The organism is Bradyrhizobium sp. CCGB01 (assembly GCF_024199795.1).
GTDB lineage: Bacteria > Pseudomonadota > Alphaproteobacteria > Rhizobiales > Xanthobacteraceae > Bradyrhizobium.
Genome location: NZ_JANADK010000001.1, coordinates 3649902 through 3665854, shown reverse-complemented (window position 1 = coordinate 3665854; position 15953 = coordinate 3649902). Strand labels below are relative to the sequence as shown.

Below are 15953 nucleotides of genomic sequence, written 5' to 3'. Positions count from 1 at the left end.
ATGGCCGTCACAGTGAAGACTTTTGCGAGCGCCAGTGAGGCCGCCGGGGTGTTGTCCTCGGACCGCAGCGCGCGCTATCTCGGCGGAGGCACGCTGGTGATGCGTGCGCTGAACGAGGGCGATGTCTCGATCTCGACCGTTGTTCGCGCGCGGGACCAGGCCCTGACGCGGATCGATGCATCCGGTCCGCGCGTTACGCTCGGAGCCGGCGTGACCTTCGCGCGCATCCTCGCCGAACGCGACATCGCCTTCCTGCACGCCCCTGCCCGCTCGATCGGAGGCCCCGCTGTGCGCAACATGGGGACAGTCGGCGGTAATCTCTTTGCGCCAAGCCCATACGGCGATTTCACCGTCGCCTTGCTCGCCCTCGATGCCACTGTCGCCGTGCAAGGCGGCTTCGGCGCGCGGGACATCCCGATCGAGGAATTCTTGCAGGCACGCGAGCGGCAGGCCGGGACCCTGGTGCTGTCGGTGTCCTGCACCCGGCCGGCCAGCACCGAGGCTTTCCGCTATCGCAAGATCGCACGGATCAAGCCGAAGGGCGGCTCGGTGATCACGCTCGCGGCACACTTGCCAACCAGCGGCGGCCGGATCGCAGGCGCGCGCATCGCACTCGGCTCGATGGCTCCAACGCAGATCCGCGCCCGCGCCGCCGAGCGCGCGCTCGAGGGCCGCTCGCTGGATAGCGCGACCATCGCGGCTGCCGCATCCGCGGCGTCCGAAGGAACATCGCCCTCCGACAACGCACTCGGCAGCGCCTGGTACCGCCGCGAGATCGTCGGCGTCCACCTGCGCCGTCTGCTGTCGGGACAGGAATAGACCGCCATGTCCAAGATTCCCCTGCAGTTTCGTCACAACGGCCGCGACGTCGCGATCTTCGTCGACGGCGGCACCAACCTGCTGGTCGCTCTGCGCGAACTGATCGGCGACATGACGCCGAAATTCGGCTGCGGCCAGGGCAGCTGCGGCACCTGCAGTGTGCTGATCGACGGCGAGTTGCACCTGTCGTGCCTGACGCTGGCGGAGACCGTTGCGGGCCGATCGGTCGAGACGCTCGACGGCCTGAAGCAGGGACCGAACCTGCACCCGCTCCAGCGCGCCTTCGCCGACAACTTTGCCGCCCAGTGCGGCTACTGCACGCCGGGGATGCTGATGGCGGCAAAGGCCCTGCTCGACCGCAATCCGCAACCCAGCCGCGCCGATGTCGTCGAGGCAATCTCCGGCAATATCTGCCGCTGCACCGGCTACGAGCCCATCATCGATGCCATCCTCGCCGCCGCCGGCGGCCGGGTCAGCGCCTAGGGAACGCGACCATGCTGGAACTGCGCAAGGACATTTTCGCCGACGAGCGCGACGACAACCTCAAGGAAATCGGCAAGGGTACGCAGCGCCAGGACATGCTCGGCCATGTCACGGGCACGTCGAGCTATTTCAACGACCACAAGCTGCAGGGCATGCTGCATCTGAAGGTAGTCCGCTCGACGCAGGCACATGCGCGGCTGCGCCATATCGACACGACGGAAGCCGAACGCTCGGCTGGCGTACGTCGGATCATCCGTGGCGCCGACGTGCCGGTCAATCTCAACACGCTTCTCAGCCTGATCAATTTCGGCAAGGACGACGAGCCTTCGCTGGCGGTCGACAAGGTCCGCTACAAGGGCGAACCGATCGTTGCCATCGTCGCCGACAGCGAGCGCGAGGCTTTTGAGGCCATCGCAAAGGTGCGAATCGACTACGAGCCGCTGCCGACCGTGTTCGACGTCGAGGACGCCCTGAAACCCGGTGCGCCCGTGGTCAACGAGACCTACCCCAAGAACACGTTCACTTATCACGACGTCTACGACCATCAGAAACTGCGCTTCGGCGATGCCGACGCGGCGCTGGCGACCGCCGATCACGTGCTGGAGCAGCGTTACCAGATGTCGCCGATCGAGCACGCGCCGACCGAGACCAATGGCGCGATTGCCGCGCCCGACACCAACGGCCGCTACGTCGTCTATACCTCGACGCAGGCGCTGTTCTTCTCGGTCGACACCTGCGCCAAGATCCTGGACGTGCCGTCCAACACTTTCCACTTCATCGGAGGCACGGTCGGCGGCGGCTTTGGCGGCAAGGTGGATACGCTGACCGAGCCGCTCGCGATTCTGGGCGCGATGCTGACCGGACGCCCCGTCCGCTACGTGTTCGGGCGCGAGGAGGAGATGCAGTACGGCCCGCCGCGCGGCGCCGAGCGCATCTACATCAAGGACGGCGTGATGCGCGACGGCCGCATCGTCGCGCGCAAGATCCGCGCCTATTTCGACAGCGGCGCCTATACGCGGCTGTCCAGCTATGCCGCCGTGAAATGCGCCGCGCATCTGCCCGGGCCCTACACGATCCCCAATGTCTATGGCGACGTCTATTGCGTCTTCACCAACCGGACGCCGGCCACCGCGATGCGCGGCTTCGGCGTCACAGCGATGGATTTCGCGATCGAGTGCCAGATGGACAAGCTGGCAAACCTCGTCGGCATGGATCCGATGGAGTTCCGCATCCTCAATGCCTATCGCGACGGCGACATGAAGGCGCATCGGCGCGAAGCCAAGAACACCGCGCTGATCGAATGTGTCCAGGTCGCCGCCGAAAAGGCGAAATGGCCGATCCGTGACGAGTTCAAACGCGCCTCCTCGCGCAAGGACGGCGGCGGCAACCGGGCTGTCATTCCATCGACACCGACGGATGTCCGCGCACGCCCCGCCGCGCCGGCACAGCAGCGCACGACCTATGACCGGCTCCCTCCGTCGGTCACCCGCGAACCACCGCGCGAGCCGCCGCCGCCTGCGCCGCCGCCTCCACCGCGGCCGGCCGCGCCCTCGCATGGCGCGACCCGCTTCTCTTCCGTGTTCGGCACCAGGAGGCGCTGAGATGACCCGGCATCGCGGACGCGGCATGGCGTCGATCAACTATCCCATCGGCATGAATCTCGGCGGCGATCCCAGCCAGGCGCTGGTCCATTCCAACCCGAGCGGCAAGTTCACGGTGGCGCTGTCGTCGATCGATCTCGGCCAGGGCATGAAGTCGGTGACGCGGCAGATCTGCGCAGAGACGCTGGGCGTTCCCGTCGAGGACGTCTATGTCGACACCGCAGATTCCGACACCGGCCCGCATTGCATGGGCTCATTCGCCTCGCGCGGCACCCACCGCGTCGGTAACGCCGTCATGGCCGCGGCCCGCGAGGCACGCGGCGTGATGATGGAGGCTGCCGCCGAGGAGCTCGAGGTCAACGCCGCCGATCTCGAAACCGACGGACGCGGCAACATCCACGTCAAGGGTGCGCCACATCGATCGATCTCGACCAAGGACGTCGCCATCGCTGCCCAGTTCAAGCAGGGCAAGACCATCTCCGGCCGCGGCATATTCCTCGTTCCTCTGTCCAACGTCGATCCCGAAACCGGCGAGATGTCGCCGGCGACCTGCTATGCCCATGCCTGTCTCGTGGCGGAGGTCGAGGTCGACGACGAGACCGGTGAAGTCGCAATGGTCCGCATGGACTCCGCCTATGAGCTCGGCCGCGCGCTCAATCCGCGCCTGGTGGAGCAGCAGCTCGTGGGCGGTGCCTGGATGGGCGTGAGCCACGCGCTCTACGAGACGACGGAGCCTCACTATCCCGACCCTGTTCACGGCCCCCGCGACTTCGTCGAATATCTGATGCCCGGCCCGGGCGACATTTGCCCGCACGATATCGCCGTGCTGGAGCGCCCCGCGCCAGATGGCCCGTTCGGCGCCAAAGGACCGGGCGAAATGTGCGCAAATCCCGTGCTGCCCGCTGTCGCGAATGCGATTTTCAACGCCGTCGGCGTTCGCATCGACGATCTGCCGATTACGCCGGAAAAGGTGCTGCGCGCGATCAGGACCCAGGGCGGCGCGCGGCCACAGGCGCGACGCTGAGGCTGACATGGCAGTTCGCGGCAACATCGTCGGCATCGACAGCCCCGAGGCACTGGAGAAGGCGCTGCGGGCAGCCTATTACCTCGCCGACGAAGGGCTCGCGACCGCGGCCTATCTCGGCCTTGCCCTCGGCAAGCCGCTCCTGCTCGAAGGCGCCCCCGGCGTCGGCAAGACCGAGGCCGCGAAAGCCATCGCCGCCGTCCTCGGCCGCCGCCTCATCCGCCTGCAATGCTACGAGGGCATCGACGCGTCGGCCGCGCTGTACGAGTGGAACTATCCACGCCAGATGCTCGCAATCCGCCAGGCCGGCGACGAGAGCATCGACATCTATGGCGAGACGTTCCTGATCGAGCGGCCGATGCTGGCGACGCTCCGCGCGCCCGACTCCAGCGTGCTGCTGATCGATGAAATAGATCGCGCCGACCAGGAGTTCGAGGCATTCCTGCTCGAATTCCTCTCGGACTTCCAGATCTCGATCCCCGAGCGTGGCACCGTCCGCGCCGCCGAGCGGCCGGTGGTCGTGCTCACCTCGAACCGGACGCGCGACCTGCACGAAGCCTTGCGCCGCCGCTGTGTCTATCACTGGATCGACTATCCCACGGAAGAACGGGAGGCGCGTATCGTGATGCTGCGGGCCTCCAGCGTCGCCGAGGCGACCGCGCGGGCGGTCGTCGCGGCCGTCGGCAAGCTCAGGCGCGAACCACTGAGCAAGGCGCCAGGTATCGCCGAAGCCGTCGACTGGGCCGAGGCCGCGACGCTCCTCAACAAGGGCGGCGCGCGCTGGCCTGATGCGTTCAAGCGCTCGATCGGCGTGGCGCTGAAGGACGAGGAGGACCTGCACTTCATCTCGCCCCGGCTCGACGCGATGCTTGCGGAGGCGACCGCATGACCGCTGAGCCGCAACTCCCGCGCGCTGCCCGCGTGTTCGTCTCCTTCGTCGCGCTGATGCGCGCCAACAACTTTGCGGTCGCACCGGAGCAGACCACCGCATTTCTCTCGGCGATCGAGTTGCTCGGCCCGCGCGACCTCCGGGATATCAGGCAGGCGGCACTGGCGACCCTCGCCCCGCCGCCCGAGCGCCGTGCAACCTTCGACCGGCTGTTCGATCTCCATTTCCGCGGCAGCGAAGCCATCGAACATGCCGATGACGGCGAGGACGACGAGACTGTCCGGCTGCAGGAGGAAGGCCGTGGCGACGAGGAGCCGCTACTCTCGGACGACGCCAACGAATCCGGCCTCACCGCGACGCGCACCGAAGCGCTGGTCGAGCGCCGCTTCGCCCGACTCTCCACCACCGACGCGCTGCGCCGCCTGGCGCGCGAGGCCCCCCGGCGCCTGCCGCGGCGGCGCGGCCACCGGCGCATGCGCGCCCGCCGCGGGCCATTTGCCGACCTTCGCCGGACCTTGCGCGACAGCGTGCGGAGCGACGGCGAGATCTTGCGCCTCGGACATCTGAAGCGCCGCCAGCGCCCGCGAAAGTTCCTGCTGCTGATCGACGTCTCCGGCTCGATGAAGAGCCGTACCGAGGACAACATGAAGCTCGCACATGCGCTGGTCCAGGCCGCGCCCAATGTCGAGGTCTTCACCTTCGGCACGCGGCTGACTCGCGTCACCCGCCCATTGCGGCTCAAGCGTCGCGAGCAAGCGCTGAACGCGGCGGCACACCTCGTCAGCGATTGGGACGGCGGCACCCGCATCGGAGACGCGCTGCAGGCCTTCCTCGCGGTCCCTCGATTTGGCGGCTATGCGCGAGGAGCAGCCGTGGTGGTCGTCTCGGACGGGCTGGAGCGCGGCGAACCCGACGCGCTGCGCGACGCCGTGGCAAAACTGTCGCGACGAGCCTGGCGCGTGAGCTGGCTGACGCCGCTCGCGACGGGGCCGGGTTTCCGCCCGCAGACCGAAGCGCTCGTCGCCATCGAGCGCTTCGTCGATGATCTCGTCGACGGCGGATCGAGCGCGTCGATCGTCGCGCATGTGCTGGCACTGGGACGAAGGAGAGTTGCGTGACCGACATTGTCGACGGGCATCATCATATCTGGCGGCAGGCCGACCTGCCCTGGCTGACCGGCCCCATGCAGCCCCGCATCTTCGGACCCTACGAGCCGATCAGGCGCGACTATCCGATCCAGGAATATCTCGACGACCTCAAGGGCACCGGCGTCACCCGCTCCGTCTATGTCCAGACCAACTGGGCCAACGACCGCTTCGAGGACGAGACGGCCTGGGTGCAGACGACGGCCGATGAACACGGCTGGCCCCACGCCATCGTCGCCTATGCCAATTTCACGGCCGACGACGTGCGCCCCCAACTCGATCGCCTGAAGCGCTATCCGCTCGTGCGCGGCGTGCGTATGCAGCTGCACTGGCACGAGAACCCGCTCTACCGCTTCGCGGCAAAGCCCGACCTCTGCCTCGATCCCATGGTCCGCCGCAACATCGCGCATCTCGCCGACTACGGCTGGAGCTTCGATCTCCAGGTCTTCACACCGCAGATGCCGGATGCCGCGCAGCTCGCCGAATCCTGCCCCAAGGTGACCTTCATCCTGCAGCATGCGGGCATGCTCGAAGATCTCTCGCCGGCGGGACGCGCGGCCTGGCGCGCCGGAATGGCCCGGCTCGCCGCCTGCCCGAATGTGGTCTCAAAGCTCTCCGGGCTCGGCACCTTCATCCATCGCAACGATCCCGCGCATGTCGCCGCTGTGGTCGCCGACACCGTCGCGGTCTTCGGCGCCGAACGCTGCCTGTTCGGCTCCAACTTTCCGATCGAGAAATTGTGGACCAGTTATCGCGAGCTCGTCGACGCGTTTCGCGCGGCGGCTGCGCCGCTAAGCACCGGGCAACAGGACGCGATCTTCCGGAACACCGCGGCGCGCGTCTATCGGCTCTGACAGACAAGAAAACAGATGAGGGAGGGAAACGAATGGCGCTGGAGATCAAGATCCTGGACTACGGCGATATCGAGCTGGAATCGAGCTTTCTGGTCCTCGGCCGCGACTGCGGCCGTACCCGCCGCGTCCTCACTCTCGGCTTCCTGATCCTCGGCGGCAAATATCCGGTCGTGGTCGATACCGGTTACCGCTCCAACCAGATCATGGAAACGCTTGGGATGCGCGGCCTGCAATACCACGAGCACATGATCGAGAACCAGCTCGCGCGCCATGGCGTGCGCATGGGCGACGTACGCTTCGTCTGCCACACCCATCTGCACATCGACCACGCCGGCAAGGACGATCTGTTCCCGATGAATACGACCGTCGTCCTCAACCGGAAGGAGCTCGAATATTCCGTCTCGGGATTGATGCATCCGCAGTATCCGGCGCCCGACATCAAGCATCTGATCGACCGGCTGCACACGAAAAGTGCGCTACGCTTCCTCGACCTCGAGATCACAGGTCCTGTCGAGCTGATGCCCGGCGTCTATTGCGATGCCGCCAATGCACATACCGAGGGCTCGATGAACATCATCGTCGAGACTGCCGACGGGATCGCGACGATCTGCGGCGACGTGATCTACGACTTCAACGACCAGATCGTCACGCCCTTCCACGAGATTCACGACTGGGAGCCACGCACCACCGGCAACCACGGCACCAGCAAGCGCGCCGAGAAGGCGTCGATCAAGAAGCTCCTGAGCAATTCGCGCTATCTGCTGCCGGTGCACGACAGGCCGGCCAAGATCGAAGGCGGTATGGTCGTCGGACGGTTGCACGACCAGGTCCCCGGCCCGATCGTGCAGTCGCTTCCGGCGCGCAACTGGTTCCCGGCCTGACACCTCAAGGATCGACCGATGACCCATGTCACCTTGCGAAGCGCATTCGAAACCCTGGTCGACCCCTATGCGCCGGTCGCGCAGGTCGGCACCGGCTTCGACTTCACGGAAGGGCCGATCTGGCATCCGGTCGATCAATATCTCCTGTTCTCGGACATGCCGGGCGACGTGCGCCGGCGCTGGGATGCGCGGCACGGCGTGGCCGAGGTCAAGCGTCCGTCGAACAAATGCAACGGCATGACCTATGATGCCGAGCTCAATCTGATCGTCTGCGAGCACGCGACCTCGTCGCTGATCCGCGAGCGGCCAGACGGACGGCGCGAGGTGCTGGCCTCGCACTTCGCCGGACAGGAGCTCAACAGCCCCAACGACGTCTGCGTGCACTCTTCAGGCGCGATCTACTTCTCTGACCCCTGGTATGGCCGCATGCCGGTCTACGGTGTCGAGCGGCCGCGCCAGCTCGGTTTCCAGGGTGTCTATCGGATCGTGCCAGGCGGCGAGCCGAAGCTCGTGGTCGATCGCAATCTGTTCGACCAGCCGAACGGGCTGTGCTTCTCGCCCGACGAGAAACTGCTCTATGTCAACGATACCGTGCAGGCGCTGATCCGCGTCTTCGACGTCAGCGGCGACGGCTCGCTGTCGAGCGCGCGCGTGTTCGCAAGTGGCATCCGCTCCGAGCTCGAGCCTGGCTTGCCCGACGGCATGAAGTGCGACCAGCACGGCAATGTCTGGGTCACTGCGCCCGGCGGGGTCTGGGTCTATTCGCCGGGCGGCGAGCTGCTCGGCAAGCTCCGCGTGCCTGAACTGGTCGCCAACCTCACCTGGGGCGGGTCGGATTTCCGCACCCTCTATCTCACCTCGACGCATTCGGTCTATGCGATCCCGACCAGGGTCGGCCCACGTCATGAGCCCTATATGAGCGGACGGCGGAGTGGCACCGGTGCGGCCACTGGCTCCGCGCCGGCAGCCCCGATCGTCGCCGACGGCGAGATGCAGCTCGACCCGCGACGCTGTGCCATGATCATCCAGGATCTCCAGAATGACGTGATCATGGAGGGCGGCGCATTCGCCGAGTCAGGTGCGCCTGTTCATGCGAAACAGCAGCATGTCGTCGAGAATGTCCGTCGCCTCGCGGAAACCGCGCGGGCGCGCGGCGTCGCCATCATCCATGTCTGGTTCGTGGTCGAGCCCGGCGCGCCCGGCGTGACGTTGAATGCGCCGCTCTTCGAAGGCCTCGTCGACAGCAAGGCCATGGTGCGCGGAAGCTGGGGCGCCTCCCCGGTCTCGGGCCTGGAGCCGCGGCCCGGCGATTTCGTCGTCGAGAAGATGCGGATGAGCGCCTGGGAAGGCACGCGGCTGGAGACGATCCTGAAAGCCACCGGCCGCGACATGATCATCAACACCGGCGCCTGGACCAACATGTCGATCGAGCACACCGCGCGGACCGGCGCCGACAAGGGCTATTTCATGATAGTCCCCGAGGACTGCTGCTCGACCATGAATGCCGACTGGCACGCCGCATCAATCAACTTCGCCATGCAGAACGTCGCCGTCGTCACCAAGGCCGACGCGGTCATCAGAGCGCTGGGATGAGCGGTGGCAAAGCTCCTGCACCTGTCCTGCTCACCCCGCACCGATTCCGAGTCGAGCGCCGGCGCGCGCGTCTTCCTCGAGGGGTTTCGTCAGGCGCGACCTGACTGGGACATCGACGTTGTCGATCTCTGGCGCGAGCGGCTGCCGGAATTTGCTGGTCCCATCGTCGAGGCCAAATATGCGCGCATGAAAGCGCAGGCTTTCAACGATGCGCAGCGCGACAGTTTTGCCGAAGCCGAGCGGATCGCTCTACGCTTTGCGCTCGCCGATCGGGTGCTGATCTCGACGCCGATGTGGAACTTCAGCATTCCCTATAAGCTCAAGCAGTGGTTCGATGTCATCGTCCAGCCCGGTCTCACCTTTCGGTTCGACTCGTCCCTGGGATATATCCCCCTGCTGAAGGACCGGCCGACCACGGTGATCCTCGCCAGTGGCAGCGATTTCGCCACCGGAATGAACCGCGGGCGCATCGACATGGCAACGCCTTACCTGCGGGAAATTTTGCGCTTTGTCGGTATCAGCAATGTCCGTTTCGTGCCGATCGGGCCGACCACCGGACCGCAACAGCCGATCGAGGCCGCCCGTGAAAGAGCCCATCAACGCCTCGCCGCAATGGCAGCGAAATTCTGATGGACCGTTGAAGACGGCGCGCGAGCGTTACGGCAGATTGTCCCGCAGGAAAATGTCGATCCGGATGCGCTCCTGGTCAGGGCTGATGGGTTCCCCCGAACAATGCGCGAGCAGAACTCGCGCCGCGGACCGCGCCTCATGGCCGGGATCCTGGTTGATGATGGCATCGAGCGTGCCGCGGACCAGGAAACGCCGCGTATACTGGGTCAGCTCATGGGTGATCCAGACCACCTCGCGGGCGCGGCCCGAGGCCTCGAGCGCATCGGCAATGCCGCGGTTTCCGGCGCCACAGCAGTATATGCCGCGGAGATCGGCGTGGCGCGCCAGCAGAGCGGCAGTGAGCTCCCGCGTGCGCTCGCTATCGTCGCGCCCCTCGATCACCGGTAGCCCGCGCAGGTTCGGATACTCGCTGGACAGGATCTGGTGGAAGCCGAACTGCCGCTCGGTGTGATCGCGCAACGACAGCGATCCCGCGATCACGGCAACCTTCCCCTCGCCGCCCGCGAGAAAACGTCCCATCAGCGTTGCCGCAGTTCGTCCCGCGGCCGGGTTGTCGATACCGACATAATGCAGTCGCCGCGAGCTCGGCGCGTCCGACACCAGGGTCACCACGGCGACCCCGCGCGCGGCGAGCTCGTCAATCGCAGCGCGCACTCTGGGATGGTCGAGCGCGATGACGGCGACGCCCTGATAGGCCGGCGACAGGTTTTCCAGCACCGGCGCGAGCACATCCGGATCGAACACGTCGACATGGAGGATATCGATGAATCCGCGGTGGCCGGCGAGCCATCCCGCGGTGCGCTGGACCTGCTCGGCCAGGTTGGTCATGAAGCTGTTGCTACCGCTCGGCAGCACGAAGGCGAAGCGGAACGTCTGCCCACGGGCGAGCCGCGCGGCCGCGACGTCGGCACGATAGCCGAGTTTTGCAACCGCAGCTTCGACGCGGGCGACGGTCTTGGCACGCACGCCTTCGCGCCGGTTGACGACCCGGTCAACGGTTGCGAGCGAAACGCCCGCGGCACGCGCGACGTCCTCAAGCGTGGCGCGAACCACCGGCTGCGTCGCCGTCATTCGCGCGCCGCCCACAGCATGCCGCGGATCATCAACGTTCGGATCTCCGGTACGTCGAGCTCGTAAGCGCGGTGGCCGAGCGAGGAATAGAACACCCTGCCCGCGCCGTAGCGCTTCTTCCAGACCACGGGCATCACCACGCCCTCGATCCAGGGCGCGTGCTCGCCGGTGAAGGTCGTTGTCGCCAACACCTCGTTGGCGGGGTCGACATGCATGTAATACTGCTCGGAACGATGCTCGAAGCTCTTCAGCCCCTTCATGATGGGGTCATCCGGCTTCGTCAAGTCGACCTTGTAGTCGATGATATTGCCGGGGTGCGCGACCCACTGCCCGCCGCACAGGAACTGGTAGTCGACGGAATCACGGAACGCATCGCCCATGCCGCCATGATGGCCGGCGAGTCCGACGCCGCTCCGCACGGCCGCGCAGAGATTGAGCGCTTCCGCTTTCTCGATCTTCGACATCGTGTAGATCGGGATGATCAGTGACAGATCATGGATCGCCGGATCGCCGAATGCTTCTGTCGTCGTCTCGATCCGGACCTCAAAACCTTCCGCCTTGAGCCAGCCGCGGATCATCGAGGCACAGAGATCGGGATCGTGTCCCGGCCAGCCGCCCCATACAATCATTGCCTTGCGCATGGTCATTCCCTCAGTCGATCTGTCCGGTTTCATGTCCGGCCGGCAGCGCCGCCGGCCGCTCGACGGTGCTCCCGATCTTGACGCGCCGTCCTTCTTCGGCGGAGGTCTGGAACGCCTCCATCACCTCGAGCACGTGGAACGCGAGCGCGCCGCTGGCGCGGTGCGGTCGGTCGTTCAGGATCGCGGCGGCCATGTCAGCGACCCCGATGGAGCGGAACTCGCCGTCGACATGACCGTGTGTCAATGGCAGCGGCTCCCATTCGCCGCCGGTCTTTGCGACTTGCACCTCACCACCGAAGCGGTTCGGATCCGGCACCAGCATGCTGCCCTTGTCGCCATAGATCTCGATCGGCACGTGCCGATGCTTCGGGACATCGAAGCTCATCGCGATCGAGACGACCGCGCCGCTCTCGAATTCGAGCGTACCGGCGACATGGGTCGGCACCTCGACCGGGATCAGCGTGCCGTTCAGCGGCTGGCTGGTGACCAGCCGCTCGGATTTCGGGCGCGCGGTCGAGCCCATCACGCTCGCGACCGGGCCGAGCAGTTGCACGAGATTGGTGATGTAATACGGGCCCATGTCGAGCATCGGGCCGCCGCCGCGCAAGTAATAGAAGCCGGGCGCCGGATGCCAGCGCTCGTGGCCGGGACAGCCGAAGAAGGCGCTTCCGGCGACCGGCGTGCCGATCGCGCCGTCGTCGATGAGCTTGCGCGCGGTCTGGTGCCCGCCGCCGAGGAACGTGTCGGGCGCGGAGCCGACGCGAAGGCCCTTCTGCGCGGCGAGATCCATCACCTTGCGGGCTTCCGCGACGTTGATGCCGAGCGGCTTCTCGGAGTGAACGTGCTTGCCGGCGTTCAGCACGGCGAGGCTGACGTCGGTGTGCGCGAGCGGCACGGTGAGATTGATGACGATCTCGACATCATCGCGCTTGAGCAATTGGTCGACCCGCATCGCCGGCAGCCCGAAGGCGGCGCCCTGCCGCTCTGCCGCATCGCTGCGCATATCGGCGAGCGCCTTGATTTCCATGACTGGAAAGCGCTGGGCCGCCTTCAGATAGGCTGTGCTGATATTGCCGCAGCCGATGATTCCGATGCCGACTTTTCTCATTTTGATCTCCGTGAAGTACGCTCATCCCTTGACCGCGCCTGCAGTAAGGCCGGCGACGATGTGTTTCTGCGCCAGAAGAAAGAGAATGATGGTCGGCAGGATGGTCAGCGTGATGAAAGCCAGGATCAGGTGCCACTCGGACGAATACTCGCCCTGATAAACCATGATACCGAGCGGCCAGGGATAGAGCGCATCGGTGTTGAGCATCACCAGCGGCAACAGATAGGCGTTCCAGCTGTTGACGAAAGTGATGGTACCGACGGTCGCCAGGATCGGTCGCGACAACGGCAGCGTCACATAGCGGAAGAATTTGATATAGCTGCAGCCGTCGACCAGCGCGGCCTCCAGCAATTCGTAGGGGATGTCCTTGAAGAAACGGCGCAGCAGCAGCACGCTCATCGCAAGGCTGAAGGCCACCTGCGGCAGAGCCACGCCGAAATAGGTATCGAGCAGCCCGAGATCGCGCACTTTGATGAAGAGCGGCAGCACCGCGGTCGCGGCCGGAAACAGCAGGCCGAGCGTCAGGTAGCTCAGCAGCATCGAGCTGCCGTAGAACCTGACATGGGCGAAGGTGAACGCCGCCATCGAGGCGACGATCAGGGTCAGGACCACCGTGAGGGTCGAGATGATCAGCGAGTTGCGCAGCAGCTGCCAGTAGCGCGCAGAGAACAGGATGTCGGCATAGTTCTGCCACTCCCAGTGACGCGGCAGGCCGAACGGATTGACGCGCAGTTCGCCGAGCGATTTGAAGCCACCGAGCAGAGTCGCGAGCAGCGGCACCAGCACGAAGACGGCGACGAGCGCGAGGAACAACACCCTAAACAGCATCGCAGGATCGAATGGGGCGCGGGAGGTCTCGGCGTTACTCATCGCGCATGAACCATCGCTTGTACGTGAAGGCAAAGGTCACGCAGATCATGAACAGAATTACGCCGATGGCGCTGCCATAACCGACCCGCATGCGGGAGATGCCGTTGTTGTAGAGGAAACTCACCATCGTGTTCGAGGAGTCCGCAGGCCCCCCGCGCGTCAGTGGCATCACGAGGTCGAACAGCTGCAGCGAGCCGACGATGGCGAAGAACACGGAGAGCCGGATCGTCGGATAGAGCAAGGGGATGACCACATGTCGCAGGGCTTGCGATCGCGTCGCGCCGTCAATGCGCGCGGCCTCGATCAGGCTCTTGTCGAGGCTCTGGAGCGCCGCGATGAACAGCATCATGTGGAAACCAAAGTACTTCCAGACGATGACGATCAGCACGGCCAGCATCGCCGTGTCGGTCGAGGCCAGCAGATGCGGGGGCTCGGCGCCGAAGCTGCGCCAGATCGAGGCGACAAGGCCGTAGTCGCCATCATAGACGAAGCTGAAGATCAGCCCGGTCGCGATCTCGGCCAGGATATAGGGCATGAAGAACAGCATGCGCAGGGCCACCGCCCCGCGAAAGCGTTCGGCGAGCATCAAGGCCAGCGTGAGCGCAAGCGGCAGCTGGATGGCGAGCGAAACAGCGATGATCAGCCCGTTATTGCGCAACGCGAGCCAGAAAGCGCGTGTCTCCAACACAAAGCGGTAGTTGTCGAAGCCGATCCAGTTGGTCGGCCTGCCAAATCCGTTCCAGTTGAAAGCCGAGTACCAGGCGGCCTCGCCGATCGGGAGCACCACGAACAGCGTGAACAGCAGTAGCGCCGGCGGCAGGAACAGGATCAGGACAGTGAAGCGGCCGTCCCAGCTCGGGCCGCGCAGCGCCTGCGGGGCCGTCTCACCGGTAACGCCCATCGCCGACATGATCGCGAGCCGCCGCGCCACCGTCAGTTGCCCTGCTTCCACGCCGCTTCAATCGCTTTCGCAGCGTCCTGCGGGCTCATGCTGCCGCCGGCGATCTCCGCGGTGACGTCGTTGACGACGCGACCGACCGACGGACCGAGGCTCTGGTCATAGAAATTCTGGTGGTAGTTCGACTTTGCGAGATTCGCCGCGATCAGCTTCATGAAGGAGTTGTTGAGACCGGCGTCCGCGCCCTGCACCACCGGGATGATGAAGTTGCCGGCAGCAAGCCGGGTCTGGACGTCCCTGGAGACGAAGTATTTCAGGAAGTCGACAGCCTCCTTCGGCGACCCCTTGGTGATCAGCCAGCCGGTGATGCCGCCGAGCGTATCGGTCGAGGCACCCTTGCCGCCGGCCACAACCGGGAAGTCGAACCAGCAGATCTTGTCTTCGCTCAATCCGACTTTGTCGGCGGCGAGAGCGCGCTGCAAATGATAGACGGTGCTGATCGCAAGCGTCATCGCCGCCTTGCCGTCGCCGAAATAGCCAACGGCCTGCGGATTCTTGAAGCCAAGGAAGCCATTCTGGAACGGCTGGAGATCGACGAGTTGCTTGAACAACTCGCCGGATTTCTGGAACGTCTCCCCGGCGAAGCCGCCCCCCTCGCCGCGTAGCGCCGCATCGAACGCCGGCTTGCCGCCGATACGTACCGCAAGATGGGTCCAATAGAAGTGCAACGGCCATTTGTCGGCGCCGCCGACCACGATCGGGGTCACGCCGGCGGCTTTCAACGTTTTCACGGCGGCAAGCAGATCGTCCCAGCTCTTGATCCCTGCGGGGTCGACCTTCGCCTTGGCCATCAGCTCCTTGTTGCAGAGGAAGCCGACCTGGGACAGCGCGGTCGGAAGACCATAGACGCGGCCGTTCGCTGTGAAGGCGGCGAGCGCCGCCGGCGTCAGGCTATCGCTGTAACCCTTCACCTGATCGGTGATGTCGTCGAGCACGCCGGCCTCGATCTGCGTCTTCAGGACGCCGCCAGCCCAGCTGTAGATGATGTTGGGCCGGTCCTTGGATTGCAGGATGGTCGGCAGCTTGGCTTTGTAAGCCTCGTTCTCGAGGAACTGCATCTCGACCTTGACGCCGGGATGCGACGCCTCATAGGCCCTCGCAACCTCCTCCCAGATCTTCACCTGGGCCGGATTGGCCTCGATGTGCAGCCATTTCACCGTCGTGTCGGCTGTGGCGGTGCCGGCCCAAAGCAAGCATGCGGCAGTGGCGAGTCCCAGCTTCGCGAGCAGTCTCATCACAATCCTCCCAACAGGCTCTTATTCGTTGGGTGCAATCCTGCCTTCAGTTTTTGAGGTGCGCAACTAAAATTCTGATCTATGCACCTCACTCGGGAACTGGCTAAGGTTTGCGAGGGGGTTGGGAAGCGCGTCGCATCGTCCCCAATGC

Annotated in this window: 16 protein-coding genes; 10 read left to right on the top strand and 6 right to left on the bottom strand. The window is 65.3% G+C overall.

All coding sequences use genetic code 11. The annotated features are described in order from the left end of the window. From NLM25_RS16645 to NLM25_RS16600, 10 genes are read left to right on the top strand one after another with little or no spacing between them, the layout of a single operon-like run. Complete coding sequence (locus NLM25_RS16645) at window positions 1–819, top strand: xanthine dehydrogenase family protein subunit M (protein ID WP_254137678.1); 819 nt, start codon at window positions 1–3, stop codon at window positions 817–819. Between the two features lie 6 nt (window positions 820–825). After that, window positions 826–1302 carry a (2Fe-2S)-binding protein gene (locus NLM25_RS16640; protein ID WP_254137677.1) on the top strand — a complete coding sequence of 159 codons (477 nt, stop codon included), beginning with the start codon at window positions 826–828 and terminating at the stop codon, window positions 1300–1302. An 11-nt stretch (window positions 1303–1313) separates the two neighbouring features. Then, window positions 1314–2903, top strand: a complete 1590-nt coding sequence (locus tag NLM25_RS16635) for a xanthine dehydrogenase family protein molybdopterin-binding subunit (RefSeq protein WP_254137676.1) — start codon at window positions 1314–1316, stop codon at window positions 2901–2903. Between the two features lies 1 nt (window position 2904). Next, window positions 2905–3927 carry a xanthine dehydrogenase family protein molybdopterin-binding subunit gene (locus tag NLM25_RS16630; protein WP_254117987.1) on the top strand — a complete coding sequence of 341 codons (1023 nt, stop codon included), beginning with the start codon at window positions 2905–2907 and terminating at the stop codon, window positions 3925–3927. A 7-nt stretch (window positions 3928–3934) separates the two neighbouring features. Next, window positions 3935–4816, top strand: coding sequence for a MoxR family ATPase (locus NLM25_RS16625; RefSeq protein WP_254137675.1), 882 nt, complete (start codon window positions 3935–3937; stop codon window positions 4814–4816). Continuing rightward, on the top strand, window positions 4813–5934 hold the full coding sequence (locus tag NLM25_RS16620; protein WP_254137674.1) for a VWA domain-containing protein: 1122 nt from the start codon (window positions 4813–4815) through the stop codon (window positions 5932–5934). Before NLM25_RS16625 ends, NLM25_RS16620 begins: the two co-directional genes overlap by 4 nt. Then, complete coding sequence (locus tag NLM25_RS16615) at window positions 5931–6815, top strand: amidohydrolase (protein WP_254137673.1); 885 nt, start codon at window positions 5931–5933, stop codon at window positions 6813–6815. Before NLM25_RS16620 ends, NLM25_RS16615 begins: the two co-directional genes overlap by 4 nt. A 32-nt stretch (window positions 6816–6847) precedes the next feature. After that, window positions 6848–7696, top strand: a complete 849-nt coding sequence (locus tag NLM25_RS16610) for an MBL fold metallo-hydrolase (protein WP_254117983.1) — start codon at window positions 6848–6850, stop codon at window positions 7694–7696. An 18-nt stretch (window positions 7697–7714) separates the two neighbouring features. Continuing rightward, complete coding sequence (locus NLM25_RS16605) at window positions 7715–9289, top strand: isochorismatase family protein (protein WP_254137672.1); 1575 nt, start codon at window positions 7715–7717, stop codon at window positions 9287–9289. 3 nt (window positions 9290–9292) lie between these two features. After that, a complete protein-coding gene (locus NLM25_RS16600) occupies window positions 9293–9919 on the top strand; it encodes an NAD(P)H-dependent oxidoreductase (protein WP_254137671.1) in 627 nt (208 codons plus the stop codon). A 27-nt stretch (window positions 9920–9946) separates the two neighbouring features. On the opposite strand, the gene NLM25_RS16595 is transcribed toward NLM25_RS16600, so the two are convergent. From NLM25_RS16595 to NLM25_RS16570, 6 genes are read right to left on the bottom strand one after another with little or no spacing between them, the layout of a single operon-like run. After that, the gene (locus NLM25_RS16595; RefSeq protein WP_254137670.1) at window positions 9947–10990 is read right to left on the bottom strand and encodes a LacI family DNA-binding transcriptional regulator; all 1044 of its coding nucleotides are present in this window, start codon (window positions 10988–10990) and stop codon (window positions 9947–9949) included. Then, entirely contained in the window at window positions 10987–11631 is a 645-nt protein-coding gene (locus NLM25_RS16590) for a ThuA domain-containing protein (RefSeq protein WP_254117979.1), read from the bottom strand. Before NLM25_RS16590 ends, NLM25_RS16595 begins: the two co-directional genes overlap by 4 nt. 10 nt (window positions 11632–11641) lie before the next feature. Next, window positions 11642–12739, bottom strand: coding sequence for a Gfo/Idh/MocA family protein (locus tag NLM25_RS16585; RefSeq protein WP_254137669.1), 1098 nt, complete (start codon window positions 12737–12739; stop codon window positions 11642–11644). 21 nt (window positions 12740–12760) lie between these two features. Beyond that, window positions 12761–13609, bottom strand: a complete 849-nt coding sequence (locus NLM25_RS16580; RefSeq protein WP_254137668.1) for a carbohydrate ABC transporter permease — start codon at window positions 13607–13609, stop codon at window positions 12761–12763. After that, complete coding sequence (locus NLM25_RS16575; RefSeq protein ID WP_254124249.1) at window positions 13602–14540, bottom strand: carbohydrate ABC transporter permease; 939 nt, start codon at window positions 14538–14540, stop codon at window positions 13602–13604. The genes NLM25_RS16580 and NLM25_RS16575 overlap by 8 nt, the downstream gene beginning before the upstream one ends. Window positions 14541–14542: 2 nt before the next feature. Then, window positions 14543–15802 (bottom strand): extracellular solute-binding protein, encoded by a 1260-nt coding sequence (locus tag NLM25_RS16570; RefSeq protein ID WP_254137667.1) that lies wholly within the window; start codon window positions 15800–15802, stop codon window positions 14543–14545. Window positions 15803–15953 lie beyond the last annotated feature (151 nt).